This is a genomic window from Streptomyces sp. NPDC023573 (assembly GCF_055559735.1).
In genome coordinates this window covers 1,366,950-1,383,942 of record NZ_JBVHKB010000001.1, presented here as the reverse complement: position 1 = coordinate 1,383,942, position 16,993 = coordinate 1,366,950, and the positions used below count along the sequence as shown (strand labels likewise).

Annotated in this window: 16 protein-coding genes and 1 other RNA gene; 15 read left to right on the top strand and 2 right to left on the bottom strand. The window is 70.7% G+C overall.

Features of this window, described 5'->3' with window-relative positions; translation table 11 throughout:
• The first annotated feature begins 236 nt into the window (after positions 1–236).
• The 5 genes from ftsE to ssrA all read left to right on the top strand — a co-directional run bounded on the left by ftsE (position 237) and on the right by ssrA (position 4,153).
• Positions 237–926: a cell division ATP-binding protein FtsE gene (gene ftsE / locus ACZ32T_RS06250; RefSeq protein WP_031100680.1), complete on the top strand. Its 690-nt coding sequence runs from the start codon at positions 237–239 to the stop codon at positions 924–926.
• Positions 927–949: 23 nt separating this feature from the next.
• Positions 950–1,870: a permease-like cell division protein FtsX gene (gene ftsX / locus ACZ32T_RS06245; protein WP_356708698.1), complete on the top strand. Its 921-nt coding sequence runs from the start codon at positions 950–952 to the stop codon at positions 1,868–1,870.
• 68 nt (positions 1,871–1,938) lie between these two features.
• A complete protein-coding gene (locus ACZ32T_RS06240) occupies positions 1,939–3,126 on the top strand; it encodes a S41 family peptidase (protein WP_467263311.1) in 1,188 nt (395 codons plus the stop codon).
• A gap of 18 nt (positions 3,127–3,144) precedes the next feature.
• Positions 3,145–3,633 carry an SsrA-binding protein SmpB gene (gene smpB, locus ACZ32T_RS06235; protein ID WP_103760447.1) on the top strand — a complete coding sequence of 163 codons (489 nt, stop codon included), beginning with the start codon at positions 3,145–3,147 and terminating at the stop codon, positions 3,631–3,633.
• Positions 3,634–3,765: 132 nt separating this feature from the next.
• Positions 3,766–4,153, top strand: a transfer-messenger RNA (tmRNA) gene (gene ssrA / locus ACZ32T_RS06230).
• 68 nt (positions 4,154–4,221) lie between these two features.
• On the opposite strand, the gene ACZ32T_RS06225 is transcribed toward ssrA, so the two are convergent.
• Positions 4,222–5,424: an MFS transporter gene (locus ACZ32T_RS06225; RefSeq protein ID WP_467365612.1), complete on the bottom strand. Its 1,203-nt coding sequence runs from the start codon at positions 5,422–5,424 to the stop codon at positions 4,222–4,224.
• Positions 5,425–5,507: 83 nt separating this feature from the next.
• Between ACZ32T_RS06225 and ACZ32T_RS06220 the strand changes: the two genes are divergently transcribed.
• The 7 genes from ACZ32T_RS06220 (at position 5,508) to ACZ32T_RS06190 (ending at position 14,144) form a co-directional block, all read left to right on the top strand.
• Complete coding sequence (locus ACZ32T_RS06220) at positions 5,508–6,479, top strand: LysR family transcriptional regulator (protein ID WP_467365609.1); 972 nt, start codon at positions 5,508–5,510, stop codon at positions 6,477–6,479.
• A gap of 167 nt (positions 6,480–6,646) precedes the next feature.
• Positions 6,647–7,300 (top strand): hypothetical protein, encoded by a 654-nt coding sequence (locus tag ACZ32T_RS06215; protein WP_467365607.1) that lies wholly within the window; start codon positions 6,647–6,649, stop codon positions 7,298–7,300.
• Positions 7,301–9,499 carry a glycosyltransferase gene (locus ACZ32T_RS06210; RefSeq protein WP_467263303.1) on the top strand — a complete coding sequence of 733 codons (2,199 nt, stop codon included), beginning with the start codon at positions 7,301–7,303 and terminating at the stop codon, positions 9,497–9,499. It abuts the gene before it with no gap.
• Entirely contained in the window at positions 9,496–10,776 is a 1,281-nt protein-coding gene (locus ACZ32T_RS06205; RefSeq protein WP_467365605.1) for an acyltransferase family protein, read from the top strand. The genes ACZ32T_RS06210 and ACZ32T_RS06205 overlap by 4 nt, the downstream gene beginning before the upstream one ends.
• Positions 10,777–10,952: 176 nt before the next feature.
• A complete protein-coding gene (locus tag ACZ32T_RS06200; protein WP_467263299.1) occupies positions 10,953–12,284 on the top strand; it encodes a nitrate/nitrite transporter in 1,332 nt (443 codons plus the stop codon).
• A gap of 130 nt (positions 12,285–12,414) precedes the next feature.
• Positions 12,415–13,560: a uroporphyrinogen-III synthase gene (locus ACZ32T_RS06195; protein ID WP_467263297.1), complete on the top strand. Its 1,146-nt coding sequence runs from the start codon at positions 12,415–12,417 to the stop codon at positions 13,558–13,560.
• 20 nt (positions 13,561–13,580) lie between these two features.
• Positions 13,581–14,144: a GNAT family N-acetyltransferase gene (locus ACZ32T_RS06190; RefSeq protein WP_467263295.1), complete on the top strand. Its 564-nt coding sequence runs from the start codon at positions 13,581–13,583 to the stop codon at positions 14,142–14,144.
• Here ACZ32T_RS06190 and ACZ32T_RS06185 read toward each other — a convergent pair.
• Positions 14,077–14,682, bottom strand: a complete 606-nt coding sequence (locus tag ACZ32T_RS06185) for a GNAT family N-acetyltransferase (protein ID WP_467263293.1) — start codon at positions 14,680–14,682, stop codon at positions 14,077–14,079. The two genes, ACZ32T_RS06190 and ACZ32T_RS06185, sit on opposite strands and share 68 nt — an antisense overlap.
• Before the next feature lie 107 nt (positions 14,683–14,789).
• Between ACZ32T_RS06185 and ACZ32T_RS06180 the strand changes: the two genes are divergently transcribed.
• From ACZ32T_RS06180 to ACZ32T_RS06170, 3 genes are all read left to right on the top strand, one after another.
• Positions 14,790–15,377, top strand: a complete 588-nt coding sequence (locus tag ACZ32T_RS06180) for a CGNR zinc finger domain-containing protein (protein ID WP_467263291.1) — start codon at positions 14,790–14,792, stop codon at positions 15,375–15,377.
• A 121-nt stretch (positions 15,378–15,498) separates the two neighbouring features.
• On the top strand, positions 15,499–16,086 hold the full coding sequence (locus ACZ32T_RS06175; protein WP_401512094.1) for a sigma-70 family RNA polymerase sigma factor: 588 nt from the start codon (positions 15,499–15,501) through the stop codon (positions 16,084–16,086).
• Complete coding sequence (locus ACZ32T_RS06170; RefSeq protein ID WP_467365603.1) at positions 16,083–16,925, top strand: anti-sigma factor; 843 nt, start codon at positions 16,083–16,085, stop codon at positions 16,923–16,925. The genes ACZ32T_RS06175 and ACZ32T_RS06170 overlap by 4 nt, the downstream gene beginning before the upstream one ends.
• The last annotated feature ends 68 nt before the right edge of the window (positions 16,926–16,993 follow it).

Genomic DNA, 16,993 nt, shown 5'->3' with positions numbered 1-16,993 from the left:
ATACGCTCTCTCCGCACAACGCTCCGGGAAACCCAACCGTTCCCCCTACCACTGTGCCAGGTCGCGGGGGTTTCGGCGCGGCCCCGCGAGGTCAGGAGCGGCCCAGGTCCGGCACGCCCCGGTTCGTACGCCGTCACGTTCCGTACATAACGCCCATTGCCGGACGCCGAATGCACGCGTCAGCCCGGTTCGCGTATGGTCACGCTCACCTACTCCCGGCCGACCGTGGTGCATCCGTGATCCGATTCGACAACGTCTCCAAGACCTACCCGAAGCAGAGCCGTCCAGCTCTCCGGGACGTCTCACTCGACATCGAGAAGGGCGAGTTCGTCTTCCTGGTGGGCTCCTCCGGCTCCGGCAAGTCCACCTTCATGCGCCTCATCCTCCGCGAGGAGCGTGCCAGTCAGGGCATGGTCCATGTGCTCGGCAAGGACCTCGCGCGCCTGTCCAACTGGAAGGTGCCGCAGATGCGCCGCCAGCTGGGCACGGTCTTCCAGGACTTCCGGCTCCTCCCCAACAAGACCGTCGCCGAGAACGTGGCCTTCGCGCAGGAGGTCATCGGCAAGCCGCGCGGTGAGATCCGCAAGGCCGTGCCGCAGGTTCTCGACCTCGTCGGTCTCGGGGGCAAGGAGGACCGGATGCCCGGACAGCTCTCCGGTGGTGAGCAGCAACGTGTCGCGATCGCGCGGGCGTTCGTCAACCGCCCCATGCTGCTGATCGCGGACGAGCCGACCGGCAACCTCGACCCGCAGACCTCCGTGGGCATCATGAAGCTGCTGGACCGGATCAACCGGACCGGCACCACCGTGATCATGGCGACCCACGACCAGAACATCGTCGACCAGATGCGCAAGCGCGTCATCGAGCTCGAGCAGGGCCGTCTCGTCCGTGACCAGGCGCGTGGCGTCTACGGCTACCAGCACTGAGCATCGAGTACTGAAAGGACGCCATGCGCGCCCAGTTCGTCCTGTCGGAGATCGGCGTCGGTCTTCGTCGTAACCTCACGATGACCTTCGCGGTCGTGATCTCCGTCGCCCTCTCGCTCGCCCTGTTCGGCGGTGCGCTGTTGATGCGCGAGCAGGTCAGCTCGATGAAGACCTACTGGTACGACAAGGTCAACGTCTCGATCTTCCTCTGCAACAAGAACGACGCCAAGGACGTGCCCAAGTGCGCCAAGGGCGCCGTCACGGCCGAGCAGAAGAAGGAGATCAAGGCAGACCTGGAGAAGATGGAGGCCGTCGAGAAGCCGGTCCTCTTCGAGACGGTCGACCAGGCGTACAAGCACTACCAGGAGCAGTTCGGCGACTCGCCGATGGCCGGCAACATCACGCCGGACCAGATGCAGGAGTCGTTCCGCGTCAAGCTGAAGGACCCGCAGAAGTACAAGGTGGTCGCGACGGCGTTCGCGGGCCGTGACGGGGTGCAGTCCGTCCAGGACCAGCGGAGCATCCTGGACAACCTCTTCGGGCTGATGAACGGCATGAACGTGGCCGCGATCTTCCTGATGGGGCTGATGCTGGTCATTGCGCTGATGCTCATCGTGAACACCGTCCGCGTCTCGGCGTTCAGCCGGAGACGGGAGACGGGCATCATGCGGCTCGTGGGGGCGTCGGGCTTCTACATCCAGATGCCGTTCATCATGGAGGCCGCCTTCGCCGGCCTGATCGGCGGACTGCTCGCCTGCGTGATCCTCATAGCGGCGCGTTACTTCCTGATCGACGGCGGACTCGCGCTCCAGGAGAAGCTGAACCTGATCGACTTCATCGGATGGGAAGCCGTCCTCACGAAGCTTCCGCTGGTCCTCGCGATCGGGTTGCTGATGCCCGCAGTTGCCGCCCTCTTCGCACTGCGCAAGTACCTCAAGGTGTGACGAGCGCCCCGTCCCGCATGCGGCCAACGAACCGTGTGCGGCCGGGGCGTTGTCCTACACTCGGCCACATGTTGGGCCTTACGCACCATGTGAAACCCCGCGGTGTCTGCCGCGGAGCGGCCCTGACGCTGGTTTTCGCGAGCGTGCTGGCCACCGCCGCGGCCACCGGGTCCCTGCCCCGTGAGACCGGCGCGGACACGGACATAGAGACCCGTGCGGTGTCCTCCACCGTCGGTTCCGTGGACCGTGAGGAGATCGCGGACGCGGTCGCCGACGCGGAGGCCGACGGCAAGTCGGGTACGGACGCCGCCGAGGAGGTCGTCAGCCGCAGCGGGGACCGCTGGGGCGCGGTCTACGACGAGCGGGAGTACGAGGAGTTCGAGCAGGCCCTCGACGGCTCGTACACCGGGGTGGGGATCTCGGCCCGCCGCTCGGCACGCGGCGAGGTCACCGTGAGCGGGGTCCGGGCGGGCGGACCGGCCCAGCGGGCAGGGGTCCGCAAGGGCGACCTGCTGCGCACCGTGGACGGCCGGCCGGTCGAGAAGCGCCCCGTCGCCGAGGTGGTCGCGCTGCTGCGCGGGGACCGGACGAAGGCGGCGGAAGGTTCCTCCGTGGTCCTCGGGCTGAGCCGGGGCGGGCACTCCTGGGACACGACCCTGCGCAGGGCCAGGCTCAGCACCGATCCGGTGAGCGTCCGGCGCCTCGGCCAGGACCCCTCCGCCGCTGTCCTGATCAAGGTCGCCGCGTTCACCAAGGGCACCGGCACCGCGGTTCGCGACGCCGTGGACGAGGCACCCGGGGACGCCGGGATCCTCCTGGACCTCCGGGCCAACGCGGGCGGTCTGGTCAGCGAGGCCGTCACCGCCTCCTCCGCCTTCCTGGACGGAGGGCTCGTCGCCACCTACGACGTGCACGGCGAGCAGCACGCCCTGTACGCCGAGCCCGGCGGCGACACCGCCCGGCCCGTGGTCGTCCTGGTGGACGGCGGCACGATGAGCGCCGCGGAGCTGCTGACCGGGGCGCTGCAGGACCGGGGGAGGGCCGTGGCCGTCGGATCACGCACCTTCGGCAAGGGGTCCGTGCAGCTGCCCAGCGAGCTTCCGGGCGGTTCGGTGGCCGAACTGACCGTCGGGCAGTACCGCACCCCGGCGGGCCGCACCGTCGAGGGCAGCGGCATCACGCCGGACGTGCGGGCGGACCGGGAGGCCCAGCAGCGGGGCGAAACAGTATTGAGTGGCCTCGGGGGTGGGTCGTAGTGCGAAAATGACCGCACTATGGCCAAGGAAAAAGACACCGGGCGCAAGATGATTGCGCAGAACAAGAAGGCGCGGCACGACTACCACGTCCTCGACACCTACGAGTGCGGCCTCGTGCTCATGGGCACGGAGGTCAAGTCGCTGCGGATGGGCAGGGCGTCGCTGGTCGACGGCTTCGTCCAGATCGACAACGGGGAGGCGTGGCTGCACAACATCCACGTCCCGGAGTACGTGCAGGGCACCTGGACCAACCACTCCGCCAAGCGCAAGCGCAAGCTGCTCCTGCACCGGGCCGAGATCGACAAGCTCCAGTCCAAGTCGCAGGAGACGGGCCACACGATCGTGCCGCTCGCGCTGTACTTCAAGGACAGCCGCGTCAAGGTCGAGATCGCGCTCGCCAAGGGCAAGAAGGAGTACGACAAGCGCCAGACGCTGCGCGAGAAGCAGGACACGCGGGAGACGAACCGCGCGATCTCGGCGGCCCGCAGGCGCCAGCGCAGCGCGTAGCCGGACCTGCGCGGCGCGTGTCCGGGGCCCGCGCCCCTGAGCCGCCGGAATACAGTGGCATCCGCGTGCGTTGGTCACGTACGATGGGCCGTGCACCTCCACAGAGGGTGTGCGCCTTTGAAAAAACAACATGGGGATGATCGGTTTCGACAGCGGATGTCGAAGCAGGGGAAGCGAGTCGAGGAAGCGGCAATGATCTCGTAAACCATATGTCGCAAACAATAATCGCCAATTCCAAGCGCGATTCCTCCGCCTTCGCCCTCGCTGCCTAATTAGCAGCTGAGCGAAGACTCTGCGGAGTGTCAGCCCGGGGTTGATCCCGACCCGGATCCTGGCATCAACTAGGGATCTAAACTTCTAAGCCCGGTCACGGGGCCTAGAAGGAAATCAAACAGTGACTGGGCCTGTCGGAGGCTTGTTCGCGTGACCTCCGGGGCCGAGAAAAGCGTAGCGAACTGCACTCGGAGAAGCCCTGGTTCCGCACCGTTGGACGCGGGTTCGATTCCCGCCATCTCCACAATTCCCATGTGAACGAGGACCCCGTTGCCCCTGGCAGCGGGGTCCTCGTTTTTCTCCGGGCGCCTGCGCTCAGGCCTTGCGCGTCCCGGCGGTGGCCACCACCAGCGCCACTGCCGCCGCGCACATCGGCACCGCGTAGCCGGCCACCGTCCCGGAGTGCTCCACCAGACGGCCGCCGACCGCCGAACCCGCGGCCACTCCGCCGAGCAGCGCGGTGACCATGAGCGTCATGCCCTCGTTGAGCTGCGCCTGCGGAGTGAGCCGCTGCACCAGGGTCATCACGGTGACCATGGTGGGCGCCGTGGCGGCACCTGCCACCAGCAGGCATCCCGCGAGGACGAGCAGGGAGTCGGTCGTCGCCGCGGCGATCAGGGGGAGCGACATCAGCGCGGTCATCGCGGTGAGGCAGAGCAGCAGACGGCGCCGGACGTCCACGGCGGGGCGCAGCGACCCGTACAGCAGCCCCGCCACGCAGGAACCGCCCGCCTGGAGGGCGAGGATCGCGCCCCCGGCATGGGCGATCGAGACGAGCTCCAGGGCGCCGAACACCGCGCCTGTCGCGAGGAAGGCCGCGAGCAGGGCGGGCATGCCGGGGGTCCGCAGGGGAGAGGCCGCGCGGATCCGGGGTGCCACCGGGGGCTCGGTCGCGCGTTGCGCGGCGAAGATCAGGACGCCGGTCATCATGAGGATCGCGCCGGCGAGGGTGCCGGCCTCGGGGAACAGTGCCCCGCACAGGGTGGCGGCGAGGACCGGGCCGAGCATGAAGCACAGCTCGTCGGCGGCCTGTTCGAAGGAGTTCGCGGTGTGCAGAGCTGCCGGGTCGCCCTGGTGCAGATGAGCCCATCGGGCCCGGGACATGCCGCCGGTGTTCGGGGCGGTGGCCGTGGCGGCGTACGCGGCGAAGAGCGTCCAGACCGGGGCGTCGTAGTGCACGCAGAGCACCAGGGTGAGCGACCCGAGCACCGCGACCGCCGTCGCGGGCACCGCGATCCTGGCCTGCCCGTACCGGTCGACGAGGCGTGCCGTCCAGGGGGCGACCACGGCGGTGGCGGCGAGGCCGGTGGCGGTGACGGCTCCGGCCAGGGCGTACGAACCGTGCGCCCCGGCGATCATGATGACCGCGCTGACGCTGAACATGCCCATGGGAAGCCGGGCGAGGAGGTTGCCCGCGGTGAACGCGCGCGCTCCGGGGGTGGCGAGCAGCCGGAGGTACGGATTGGACGGGGCGGGCCGGGCGCGGTCGGGAGAGGGCGTGGCGGTTTCGTGAGGCACGTCCTCACCCTCGGAGCGTGCGGCCCGTGGCGTCCAACACCTGATGCGACGCCATTGACGCACTTCTGTTGTAAATTCCCTCCGTGGCCTCATCCGATACCGATCCCCGGCTCCTGCGCGCCTTCGTGGCGGTGGCCGAGGAGCTGCACTTCACCCGGGCCGCCGCCCGGATCTACGTCGCCCAGCAGGCGCTGAGCCGGGACATCCGCCGGCTGGAGCGCGAGCTCGGCCGTGAGCTCTTCGTCCGTACGACCCGGCAGGTGTCGCTCACCCCGGACGGGGAGCGCCTCCTCCCGCACGCCCGCCGGGTGCTGGACGCCCACGCGTCGCTCTCCGAAGCCTTCGCGGACCCGGCGGACCGCGCGCTGCTCGTGGATCTCAACACCGACGGGATGACGGCGGCCCGGGTGCTGGCCCGGGCGCGGGAGCTCGCGCCGGAGTGCGAGCTGATGGCGCGCTTCGAGAGCGGGCTGACCTGGGCGGCCGGTGAGGTGCTCGCCGGGCGGCTCGACGTCTCCTTCGGGCGGGCCGCCGGGCTCGATCCCGCCGTGCTGGCCCAGCTCGCCGTACAGCCCGTGCGGTACGAGCCGATGGCCGTCCTCCTGCCGCACGGTCATCCTCTGGCCGGGCGCGAGGAGGTCGCGATGAGTGATCTGACCGGGGAAACCGTCTACGCCGGGGCGGGCAATACGCGCACGCTCGAGTGGACGGACCTCGCGGCCCTGCTTTTCGCGGAGTGGGGCGTCGTGCTGGCCCCGCCTGCACCGATGGCCGTCGGAGTGGCTGAATTCCAACGCGTGATGGCCAAGTCGCGGAACCCCGTCCTGACCGTCGTCGACTTCCCGCCGCTGCCGGGGACGGTCCTGCGCCCGCTCGTGCGGCCGGTGCCGCTGTCGCCGCTGCTGATGGTGTGGCGCAGGGGGCTCGACCACCCCGGCCTCTCCGCATTGCGTGCCGCAACGGCCGAACTCGCGGCGACAGAAGGATGGATGGTACGGCCACGGACATCATGGCTACCGGAAGCCGATGTATCACTTATGAGTCACTGTTCATGAACAACAGCCGATACGGCCCTCTTCCGGCCGCCGGCGTGCGCTACATTCGGGGCTTCGGGTGCTCGGCGACAGGTGGCGCGCGGACGGGGTGGGGGCCCCTTCCGTTGGCCTGATTCCAGTCATTTCCCGCGCACCTGTTTGATTCAGTGGGGGAAGTGCGATCACCTGTGGAAAATTGGCGCGAAGGTACCCGTACCGGGCACACGCACGAGCCGAACGACGTCACCGTCCAACTCGACGGACTCGGGCGTCAGCTCTTCGAACTACCCGTCGAACCCGGCCCGCCGGTTCCGTCCGACGGTCCGGTCTTCGTCGACGAGAGCGGCCGCCGGAGCAAGACGTACAGGCGTGTGGGCTGGGTGCTCGCCGCGATCTGCGCGGTGTACGCGGTGACGCTCGTGGTCGCCGTGCTCGGGGGGAACTCCAGCGCTCCCTGGCTGCCGCTCTCCCGGCAGGAGGAAAAGCACGCCGAAGAGGTCGAGGTGCGCCCCGCCCCGAGTGAGGCCACCGTGTCAGGGAGCCCCGGAGCGACGCCCAGCGCCTCCGCCTCGGCCTCGGGCACCGTGGTCGCCCCTCCGTCGGGCGGCCCCTCCGCGTCCGTCTCCGCAGGACCCGGCGCGAGGGCCTCGGCCTCCGCGGCCGGCGAGCCCGCCCGGACCGGCGCCGCTTCGGCGCCCGTCGTCCCGGACGACGCGGTCTCCGGACAGCCGGCAGGTGACCCTTCGCCGACGGGTACCACCGAGCCGTCCGTCGACGACAGTCCGCCGGCTTCCCCGGACCCCTCGGAATCACCGGTGCAACCACAAGAAGGCGCTCAGTAGATGACAACCCCCGTTTCGCGGGGCAGGCACAACCGGAAGAAGAAGCGGACCGTCAGGCGCAGACTCCCCATGCGCTACCTGCTTCCGTCAGTCCTTCTCGTGGCCCTGCTCGCCATGCTCATGCTGCGCGGATACGTGCACAGCGAAATCCTCGCCGACCACCGCGTCCAGCCACCCGCTCCCACCACCCAGGTGCCCGACAAGGTGATCGAGGGCGGCCCGGTCATCGACGCCCGCGCGGCAGGCGAGGAAGCCGAGACGCTCCGGATACCCGACCACAAGATCGTCCTGACCTTCGACGACGGCCCCGACCCGGTCTGGACCCCGAGGGTCCTGGACGCGCTCAAGAAGCACCACGCGCACGGCGTCTTCTTCGTCACCGGCACCATGGCCTCGCGTTACCCGGACCTCGTCGAGCGGATGGTCGACGAAGGGCACGAGGTCGGGCTGCACACCTTCAACCACCCCGACCTCTCCTTCCAGTCCACCAGCCGCATCGACTGGGAGCTGTCCCAGAACCAGCTGGTACTGGCGGGCGCGGCCGGTATCCGTACGTCGCTGTTCCGGCCTCCGTACTCCTCGTTCTCCGACGCCATGGACGACAAGTCCTGGCCGGTCACGCAGTACATCGGCAGCCGCGGCTACCTCACCGTCGTGAACAACACCGACAGTGAGGACTGGAAGCGCCCCGGCGTCGACGCGATCATCGAGCGCGCCACGCCCCGGCACGGTAAGGGCGCGATCATCCTGATGCACGACTCCGGAGGCGACCGGTCCCAGACCGTGGCCGCCCTGGGGAAGTTCCTGCCCGAGATGCAGGAGCGGGGTTACGACTTCACCAACTTGACGTCGGCGCTCGGCGCCCCCAGCGCGCACACCCCGGCCACCGGGTTCGCGCTCTGGAAGGGCAAGGCGTTCGTCGGAGCGGTGGGGATCTCCGAACACGTCACCGGCGTCCTGGTGGTGGGCCTCGCCGTCATCGGCGTGCTGGTGATGGTCCGCTTCGGCCTGATGCTGCTGCTGTCCTTCCTGCACGCCAGGAAGGTGCGACGCGGGAACTTCAGCTGGGGCGAGGAGTTCACCCGGCCCGTCTCGGTCCTCGTCCCCGCCTACAACGAGCGTGAGTGCATCGAGGCGACCGTCCGGTCGCTGGTGGCGAGCGACTACCCGATCGAGGTCATCGTCATCGACGACGGCTCGACGGACGGTACGGCCGACCTCGTCGAGGCGATGTGGATCCCGAACGTCCGGGTCGTGCGCCAGCGCAACGCCGGCAAACCCGCCGCCCTCAACAACGGGATCGCGCACGCCCGTTACGACATCGTCGTGATGATGGACGGTGACACGGTCTTCGAACCCTCCACCGTGCGCGAGCTCGTGCAGCCGTTCGCCGATCCCAGGGTGGGAGCGGTCGCGGGCAACGCCAAGGTCGGCAACCGCGACTCGCTGATCGGTGCCTGGCAGCACATCGAGTACGTGATGGGCTTCAACCTCGACCGCAGGATGTACGACCTCCTGGGCTGCATGCCCACCATTCCCGGCGCGGTAGGTGCCTTCCGCCGGGAGGGGCTGGACCGGATCGGCGGGATGAGCGAGGACACCCTCGCCGAGGACACCGACGTCACCATGGCGCTGCACCGCGACGGCTGGCGCGTCGTCTACGCGGAGAACGCCCGGGCCTGGACCGAGGCCCCCGAGTCGGTGCAGCAGCTGTGGTCGCAGCGCTACCGGTGGTCCTACGGCACGATGCAGGCCATCTGGAAGCACCGCCGCGCGGTCATCGAGAAGGGGCCCTCGGGCCGCTTCGGACGGGTGGGCCTGCCGTTCGTCTCCCTGTTCATGGTCGTCGCCCCGCTGCTGGCGCCCCTCATCGACGTCTTCCTGCTCTACGGACTGGTCTTCGGCCCGACGGGGAAGACGGTCGCGGCCTGGTTCGGCGTGCTGCTGGTGCAGGCCGTCTGCGCCGCGTACGCCTTCCGGCTCGACCGGGAGCGCATGACGCATCTGATCTCCCTGCCGCTCCAGCAGATCCTCTACCGGCAGCTGATGTACGTCGTGCTGCTCCAGTCCTGGATCACCGCTCTCACCGGGGGCCGGCTGCGCTGGCAGAAGCTGCGGCGTACGGGCGTGGTGGAGGCACCGGGCGGCACCCGGAACCGACATAAGGACACGGACAAGGACCGGAGGCCGGTGGCATGACCCATCCCGACCAGGGGCACGCGCCGGCCGGTGCCGCGTCCACCGTGCCGCTGCCCCTCCCGTCCGTCGCCCCCGTCCCCTCGGTGTACCCGGAGCACGGCACCGCCGCCCCGGAGGCAGCAGGCCAGGAGCCCGCGCCCCGCGCAAGGCCCGTGCGGGACCGCTACCTCGATCTGCTCAGGGCCGTGGCCCTCGTCCGTGTCGTGGTCTTCCACCTCTTCGGCTGGGCCTGGCTGACCGTCCTCTTCCCGTCCATGGGCGTGATGTTCGCCCTGGCGGGCTCGCTGATGGCCCGCTCGCTCGCCCGGCCCGCGGGCAGCGTGATCCGCAGCCGGCTGCGCAGGCTGCTGCCCCCGATGTGGCTGTTCTCGCTCGTCGTCGTGCCGGTGATGTTCGCGCTGAGCTGGAAGCCCGTCCGGGAGGAGGGGCTGTGGTGGTTCATCAAGCTCGGCAACTACCTCTTCCCGCTGGGCTCGCCGCCTTACCCCGAGGAGAACGGTTCCACCGGCGGGTGGCTGGAGCTGACCTGGGCGGACCAGGCGGCGGGGCCGCTCTGGTACATCCAGACCTATCTCTGGTTCGTCCTGGCCTCGCCCCTGCTGCTCAAGGCGTTCCGCAGGCTGCCGTGGGCCACACTGCTCGCCCCGGTCGCCCTCACCGCGGTGATCGGCACCGGACTCGTGACCGTCCCCGGCACCTTCGGTGAGGGACTCCTGGACTTCGCCGTGTTCGGGTCCTGCTGGATCCTCGGCTTCGCCCACAACGACGGGCTGCTGAAGGAGATCCCGCGCTATCTGGCGGTGTCGTCCGCCGCGATCGTCATGGGCTTCGGCCTGTGGTGGGCGTCCGGGCACCTCACCGAGGAGGGCTGGAACCTGGACGAGATCCCGCTCGCCCAGGCCACCTGGTCCCTCGGTTTCTGCGCGATCCTCCTGGTCTACGCCCCGGCCTGGAGGAAGCTCCCCGGCAGGCTCGCCGGCTGGGACAGCCTGGTCACGCTGGCCAACAACAGGGCCGTGACGATCTACCTGTGGCACAACCTGCTGCTGATGGCGGCCGCGCACCTCGTCAACGAGCTCTGGTCCATCCCGTGGTTCGGCGACACGTTCGACACGTATATCGAACAGTCGTACGAGGTGTTGGTCCTGATCGTGGTCTGGCCACTGATCGGCATGGCCATCCTGGCGTTCGGCTGGGTCGAGGACGTCGCCGCCGAGCGCCGGCCGCGCCTGTGGCCGAACGGGGCGGTCCGGGCCGGCGGGGCGCGCAGGGCCTGACCCGGACGGCAGGGGTGCGGCCGGCCCGGCTCACCGCACCCCTGCCGTCCGGCTCACCGCACCTCCGGCGGCCGAGTGAGAGCAAGGTTGCGCACCGGTCACCTCACGGCACCGCACCGAAACGCGGGCTCCCTAGCGTCGGCAGGACAACACCCCGACCCCTGTGGAGGCGCGTGATGGCCGGTCGTTGGATCGAGCAGTGGGAGCCGGAGGACGAGACCTTCTGGCGCGAGACGGGCGAGAAGGTCGCCCGGAGGAACCTGTGGTTCTCCGTGCTCTCGGAGCACATCGGGTTCTCGATCTGGTCCCTGTGGTCCGTCATGGTCCTCTTCATGGGGCCGGAGTACGGCATCGACCCGGCCGGGAAGTTCTTCCTGATCTCCACGGCCACCCTGGTCGGCGCCATCGTCCGGGTGCCGTACACCTTCGCGGTCGCGCTGTTCGGCGGGCGCAACTGGACCGTCTTCAGCGCACTGTCGCTCCTGGTGCCGACCCTCGCCGCCTTCTGGGTGATGGAGCCCGGCACCTCGTACACCACGTTTGTCGTCGTCGCCGCGCTCACCGGCATCGGCGGCGGCAACTTCGCTTCGTCGATGACGAACATCAACGCCTTCTTCCCGTTGCGCAAGAAGGGCTGGGCGCTCGGGCTCAACGCCGGCGGCGGCAACATCGGCGTCCCCGTCGTCCAGCTCATCGGGCTGCTGGTGATCGGCACGGCGGGCGCCGCGCACCCGCGGATCGTGCTCGGGGTGTACGTACCGCTGATCGTCCTCGCCGCGCTCGGTGCCGCGCTGCGCATGGACAACCTCCGGCCCGTGCAGAACGACACCGGGGCGGCGCTCCAGGCCGTGCGCGAGCCGCACACCTGGATCATGGCGGTGCTCTACATCGGCACCTTCGGCTCGTTCATCGGCTACAGCTTCGCCTTCGGACTCGTCCTGCAGACCCAGTTCGGCCGCACTCCGCTGCAGGCCGCCTCGCTCACCTTCATCGGCCCGCTGCTCGGTTCCCTGATCCGGCCCGCGGGCGGCTGGCTCGCCGACCGGTACGGCGGCGCCCGGATCACCCTGTGGAACTTCGCGGCCATGGCGGCGGCCACCGGTGTCGTCGTCTACGCCTCCGGCATCGAGTCGCTGGCGGTGTTCCTCGTCGGCTTCATCGCGCTGTTCGTGCTGACGGGGCTCGGTAACGGCTCCACGTTCAAGATGATCCCGGGCATCTTCCACGCGCAGGGCATCGCCAAGGGACTCCGGGGCGAGGAGGCCGCGGCGTACGGCCGGCGGCTCTCCGGGGCCGCCATGGGGCTCATCGGGGCGGTCGGCGCGCTGGGCGGCCTCGCGATCAACCTCGCGTTCCGCCAGTCCTTCGCCACCTCGGGCGCCGGAACGGCCGCGTTCTGGTGCTTCCTCGGCTTCTACGCCGTCTGCTTCACCCTCACGTGGGCGGTATACCTTCGGCGTACCCAAGCGGTGGCCGCGAAGCCGCAGCTCAGCTATGCCGAGGTGTGAGCGTGACCACAACACGTCGTGTGACGTAACGGGCGGGAAATACAGGAGAACCGAGACTGTCACGCAGGGTTGACAGTCTCGGTCCTCCGCATCATCGAGCACCAGCGGGACGAGAGCCGGGTATCACGCCATGCACGACGACGACGCACAGCACGGGCCCCTGGCGGGCTTCACGGTCGGGGTGACCGCAGCCCGTCGCGCGGAGGAGCTGGGGACGCTCCTCACGCGCAGGGGCGCGGCGGTCCTGCACGCGCCCGCACTGCGGATCGTGCCGCTCGCGGACGACAGCGAACTCCTGGCCGCCACCAAGGATTTGATCGACAACGCACCGGACGTCGTGATCGCGACCACCGCCATCGGCTTCAGGGGCTGGGTGGAGGCCGCCGACGGCTGGGGCGTCGGCGACGAGCTGCTCGAACTGCTGCGCGGTATCGAGCTGCTGGCCCGTGGTCCCAAGGTCAAGGGCGCCATCCGGGCGGCCGGACTCACCGAGGCGTGGTCGCCGCAGTCCGAGTCGATGGCCGAGGTGCTGGACCGGCTGCTGGGCGAAGGCGTCTCGGGCCGCCGGGTCGCACTCCAGCTGCACGGCGAACCGCTGCCCGGCTTCGTCGAGTCGCTCCGCGCGGCGGGCGCCGAAGTCGTCGGCGTACCCGTCTACCGGTGGATGCCCCCGGAGGACATCACCCCGCTCGACCGCATGCTCGACGTCACCGTCGCCCGTGGCCTCGACGCCCTCACCTTCACCAGCGCCCCCGCCGCCGCGTCCTACCTGAACCGGGCGGAGGCGCGCGGCATGCTCCCCGAGGTGCTGGACGCCCTCGGCCATGACGTCGTCACCGCCTGCGTCGGACCGGTCACGGCCCTGCCCCTGCAGGCGAAGGGCATCGACACGGTCCAGCCCGAACGCTTCCGGCTGGGGCCGCTCGTCCAGGTGCTCTGCGCCCAGCTGCCCGCCCGGGCCCGCGCGCTCCCCGTCGCCGGTCACCACGTCGAGATCCGGGGCCACGCCGTGCTGGTCGACGGAGCCCTGCGCCCGGTGCCACCGGCCGGCATGGCCCTGCTGCACACGCTGGCCCGCAAGCCCGGTTGGGTGGTCTCCCGCGCCGACCTCCTGCGGGCCCTGCCGGGCACCGGCAGCGACGAGCACGCGGTAGAGACGGCGATGGCCCGGCTGCGTACGGCGCTGGGGGTGCCCCGGCTGATCCAGACGGTCGTCAAACGCGGCTACCGGCTGGCGCTGGACCCCTCGGCGGACACCAAGTACGACGCCTCCTGACGGGCCGCTACGGTGCGGGGATGATCGAAGACGCCCATTCCCTGACCGACGGTGTCCGGCTGAGGCCCGTGACCCTGGACGACGCCGCCTCGTTCGCCGAGACCCTGACCCGCAGCCGCGCGTACATGCGCCGCTGGGATCCCGTGCGCCCCGAGCTCTTCTTCACCCCGGAGGGCCAGCTCCAGCGGCTGACGGGCCTGCTGGCGGACCGGGACGCGGGGCGCGCGATGCCCTGGGCGCTGGCCGACGACGAGGACCGCGTCGTGGGGGCGATGACGCTCGCCTCCATCGAGCGCGGGCCCTTCCGCAACGCCCGGCTCGGCTACTGGATCGACGTCGACCGGGCGGGCCGGGGCCTGGCCACGGCCGCCGTGAACCGGGTCTGCGAGCTGGCACGGGACGGGCTCGGACTGCACCGGGTCGAAGCCGGGACGGTCCTGGACAACACGGCCTCGCAGCGGGTGCTGGCGAAGTGCGGCTTCGAGCTCTACGGCACGGCGCCGCGCTATCTCCACATCAACGGCTCGTGGCAGGACCACCGGTTGTTCCAGCGCATCCTGCACGACGGCCCGCCGCAGCGCTGAGCGGTGCCTGCCGGGAGTGCCGGTGCCCGCCCCGCGGATGGCGCGGGGGCCGGGCGGGGACGAGTTCGGCGAGCGGGAAGCCGGACTTCTCCGCGACCCGGCAGGACGCCTCGTTGCCGGCTTCGTGGAACAGGTCGAGGCTCCGGAGCCCGTCCTCGGCGAAGGTGGTGAACGCCCAGTCGGTGAGCGCCCCGAGAGCTCGCGGGGCCACGCCCCGGCCGCGTGCCGACGCCGTCGTCCAGTAACCGGCCCGGGCGCTCTCCGCCCCGGGGCCGGGACGGTTCAGCGCGAGGTGGCCGACGAGCTCACCGTGACCGGCCGTGTCGGTCACCGCGAAGCTGAACCGCCTCCCGGAAGCCCACCCCTCCTCCTGCGCGGTCATCCAGCGCTCCGCCTCCCCGGCGTCGGGGACCTGCGTCCGCAGCCACCGCCGCATCGCCGGGTCGTCGTACGCCGCGAGCAGCGCCGGTACGTCGTCCCGCCGCCAGGGGCGCAGGAGCAGGGGACCGGCCGTCAGCGTGACCGTGGCGTCGTTCATGCGGACACGGTACGGCGGTGCCCGCGGGGGTTCCGGGCCGGGCCGGATGCGGGCACTCTGGGGGTGACTCTCCCCCACAGGTGACCCCCCGAGGCGGTGACAGGCTCATGGCGGCGGGCACGGGCGCGTACGACCGGCGGTTCGACTCGGGGCGTGTCTGTCTGGACCTGGTGGCGACGGGGCCGGCCTCCGGCGCGTGCGAGCGGCTCGACCGCCCGGCGCGTCTCGCCGAGTGGCTGGTGGCCTCGCGGCTGGTCCCGCGCGGGACACCGCTGGCGGCGGTCGACGAGACCTGGGTGACGCGCTTTCGGCAGTTGCGTACGGGAATCGACCGGCTGATGACGGCTCAGCTGACCGGCGGGAGCGCGGACAGCGCCCTGGAGCGGGTCAACGCGCTGGCAGCGGGCGCCCCGCCGGGGCTGCGGGCCGTGCGGGGCCAGGGCGGTGCGCTCGTACGGGCGCCCATCGCGGACCCGGGGTGCGGGGAGCTGCTCGCCGCGGTGGCCCGCGACGCCGTCGACCTGCTGACCGACCCGGTCGCGCGGGCGGGACTGCGCCGGTGCGAGGGCGACGCCTGCCGGCGGCTCTATCTGGACACGTCGAGGGGGCGGCGCCGCCGCTGGTGCTCCAGCGAGGTCTGCGGCAACCGGGAGCGGGTGGCCAGGCACCGGCGCCGCGTGAGAGCCCTGACATGAGGACCTGAACGGTCTCGAACGCTCACTCCCGGAAGAAAGCCGCCCGGCTTCTGAATGAACCGGCGCCCGCGTCCGTACCGATGGCCACAGAGCTCGACAGGGTCTCGACCGGGAGGTTCGGGTGCGCAAGGATGCGGCCGTGGCCGATGACCGTCCGCACAGGGCCCGACATCGCAGTGCGCCGCCCCGTCCTCCCTCCGGCGTCCCCGACGAGGAGTTGATGCGGGCGCTCTACCGCGAACACGCCGGCCCGCTGCTGGCGTACGTCCTCCGTCTCGTCGCGGGCGACCGCCAGCGGGCCGAGGACGTGGTGCAGGAGACGCTCATCCGTGCCTGGAAGAACGCCGGTTCGCTCAACCGGGCCACCGGCTCCGTCCGCCCCTGGCTGGTGACGGTCGCCCGGCGCATCGTCATCGACGGCCACCGCAGCAGGCAGGCCCGGCCCCGCGAGGTCGATCCGTCGCCGCTGGAGGTCATCCCCGCGGAGGACGAGATCGACAAGGCGCTGTGGCTGATGACGCTCTCGGACGCGCTCGACGATTTGACCCCCGCCCACCGGGAAGCATTGGTCGAGACCTACTTCAGAGGCCGTACGGTCAACGAGGCTGCGGAGGTGCTCGGCATCCCCAGCGGGACCGTGCGGTCCCGCGTGTTCTACGCACTGCGTTCCATGAAGCTCGCACTCGAGGAGAGGGGGATCACGGCATGAGCGACCAGGAGTGGCAGCCCTTCGGTCCCCGGCACCCCTCCGGCCCTGCGGACGACCCCTTCACGCCTCCCGCGCCGGGCCCGGGGCACGACGCCGCCGGCGCCTACGCGCTGGGCATCCTGGACGAGGCCGAGGCGAGCGCCTTCGAGGCCCACCTGGCGGGCTGCGCGGTGTGCGCGGCCCACCTCGACGAGTTCGCCGGGATGGAACCCGTGCTGGCGATGCTCGCGGAGTCGCCGGCCGCCGTCCCGGGCGCGCGCCCGGTGCCGCACGTCCCTGAGCCCCCCGCGCCCCGGGTGCTGACCGGCCTCGTCGACGAGGTCGCGCGGAAGCGCTCGCAGCGCCGGCGTCGCGCCCGGTGTCTGATCGCCGCGGCGGCCGTCCTCGTGATCGGTGGTCCGGTGGTCGCGGTCACGGCCACCGCCGGCGAGGACGCGGGCCGGCGGACCGAGGTGGCCGGCCCGCACCCCACGAGCCCGGCCGAGGACGCCTTCTTCCACCACATGCCGGAGAAGCTGACGGCGACCGACCCCGCCACCCGGGTCGGCGCCACGGTCGGCATGGAGCCCAAGGCCTGGGGCACGCACACGGTCCTGGAGCTCGTGAACGTCGAAGGCCCTGAGAAATGCAGCCTCGTCGCCGTGTCCAGGACCGGCGACGAGGAGGTCGTCACCTCCTGGTCCGTACCGAAATGGGGTTACGGGATAAAGGATTCCTCCCACCCGGACGCGCGCCGCCCGCTGTATGTGCACGGAGGCACGGCGATGGCGCGCGGGGACATCGGCCATTTCGAGGTCCGCACCTTCGGCGGCGAGCGGCTGGTGGAGATCGACGCGTAGACACAATCCGGGCGGCAGGTGCGCCGGAGGCCCCCTTTCGCGTACGGTTGACGGCTGCCCGATGCACG

Coding starts and splice junctions, on each gene's coding strand:
- ftsX (WP_356708698.1), top strand. CDS start 950: ATGCGCGCCCAGTTCGTCCTGTCGGAGATCGGCGTCGGTCTTCGTCGT.
- ACZ32T_RS06240 (WP_467263311.1), top strand. CDS start 1,939: ATGTTGGGCCTTACGCACCATGTGAAACCCCGCGGTGTCTGCCGCGGA.
- smpB (WP_103760447.1), top strand. CDS start 3,145: ATGGCCAAGGAAAAAGACACCGGGCGCAAGATGATTGCGCAGAACAAG.
- ACZ32T_RS06210 (WP_467263303.1), top strand. CDS start 7,301: ATGACAACCCCCGTTTCGCGGGGCAGGCACAACCGGAAGAAGAAGCGG.
- ACZ32T_RS06205 (WP_467365605.1), top strand. CDS start 9,496: ATGACCCATCCCGACCAGGGGCACGCGCCGGCCGGTGCCGCGTCCACC.
- ACZ32T_RS06200 (WP_467263299.1), top strand. CDS start 10,953: ATGGCCGGTCGTTGGATCGAGCAGTGGGAGCCGGAGGACGAGACCTTC.
- ACZ32T_RS06195 (WP_467263297.1), top strand. CDS start 12,415: ATGCACGACGACGACGCACAGCACGGGCCCCTGGCGGGCTTCACGGTC.
- ACZ32T_RS06190 (WP_467263295.1), top strand. CDS start 13,581: ATGATCGAAGACGCCCATTCCCTGACCGACGGTGTCCGGCTGAGGCCC.
- ACZ32T_RS06185 (WP_467263293.1), bottom strand. CDS start 14,682: ATGAACGACGCCACGGTCACGCTGACGGCCGGTCCCCTGCTCCTGCGC.
- ACZ32T_RS06180 (WP_467263291.1), top strand. CDS start 14,790: ATGGCGGCGGGCACGGGCGCGTACGACCGGCGGTTCGACTCGGGGCGT.
- ACZ32T_RS06170 (WP_467365603.1), top strand. CDS start 16,083: ATGAGCGACCAGGAGTGGCAGCCCTTCGGTCCCCGGCACCCCTCCGGC.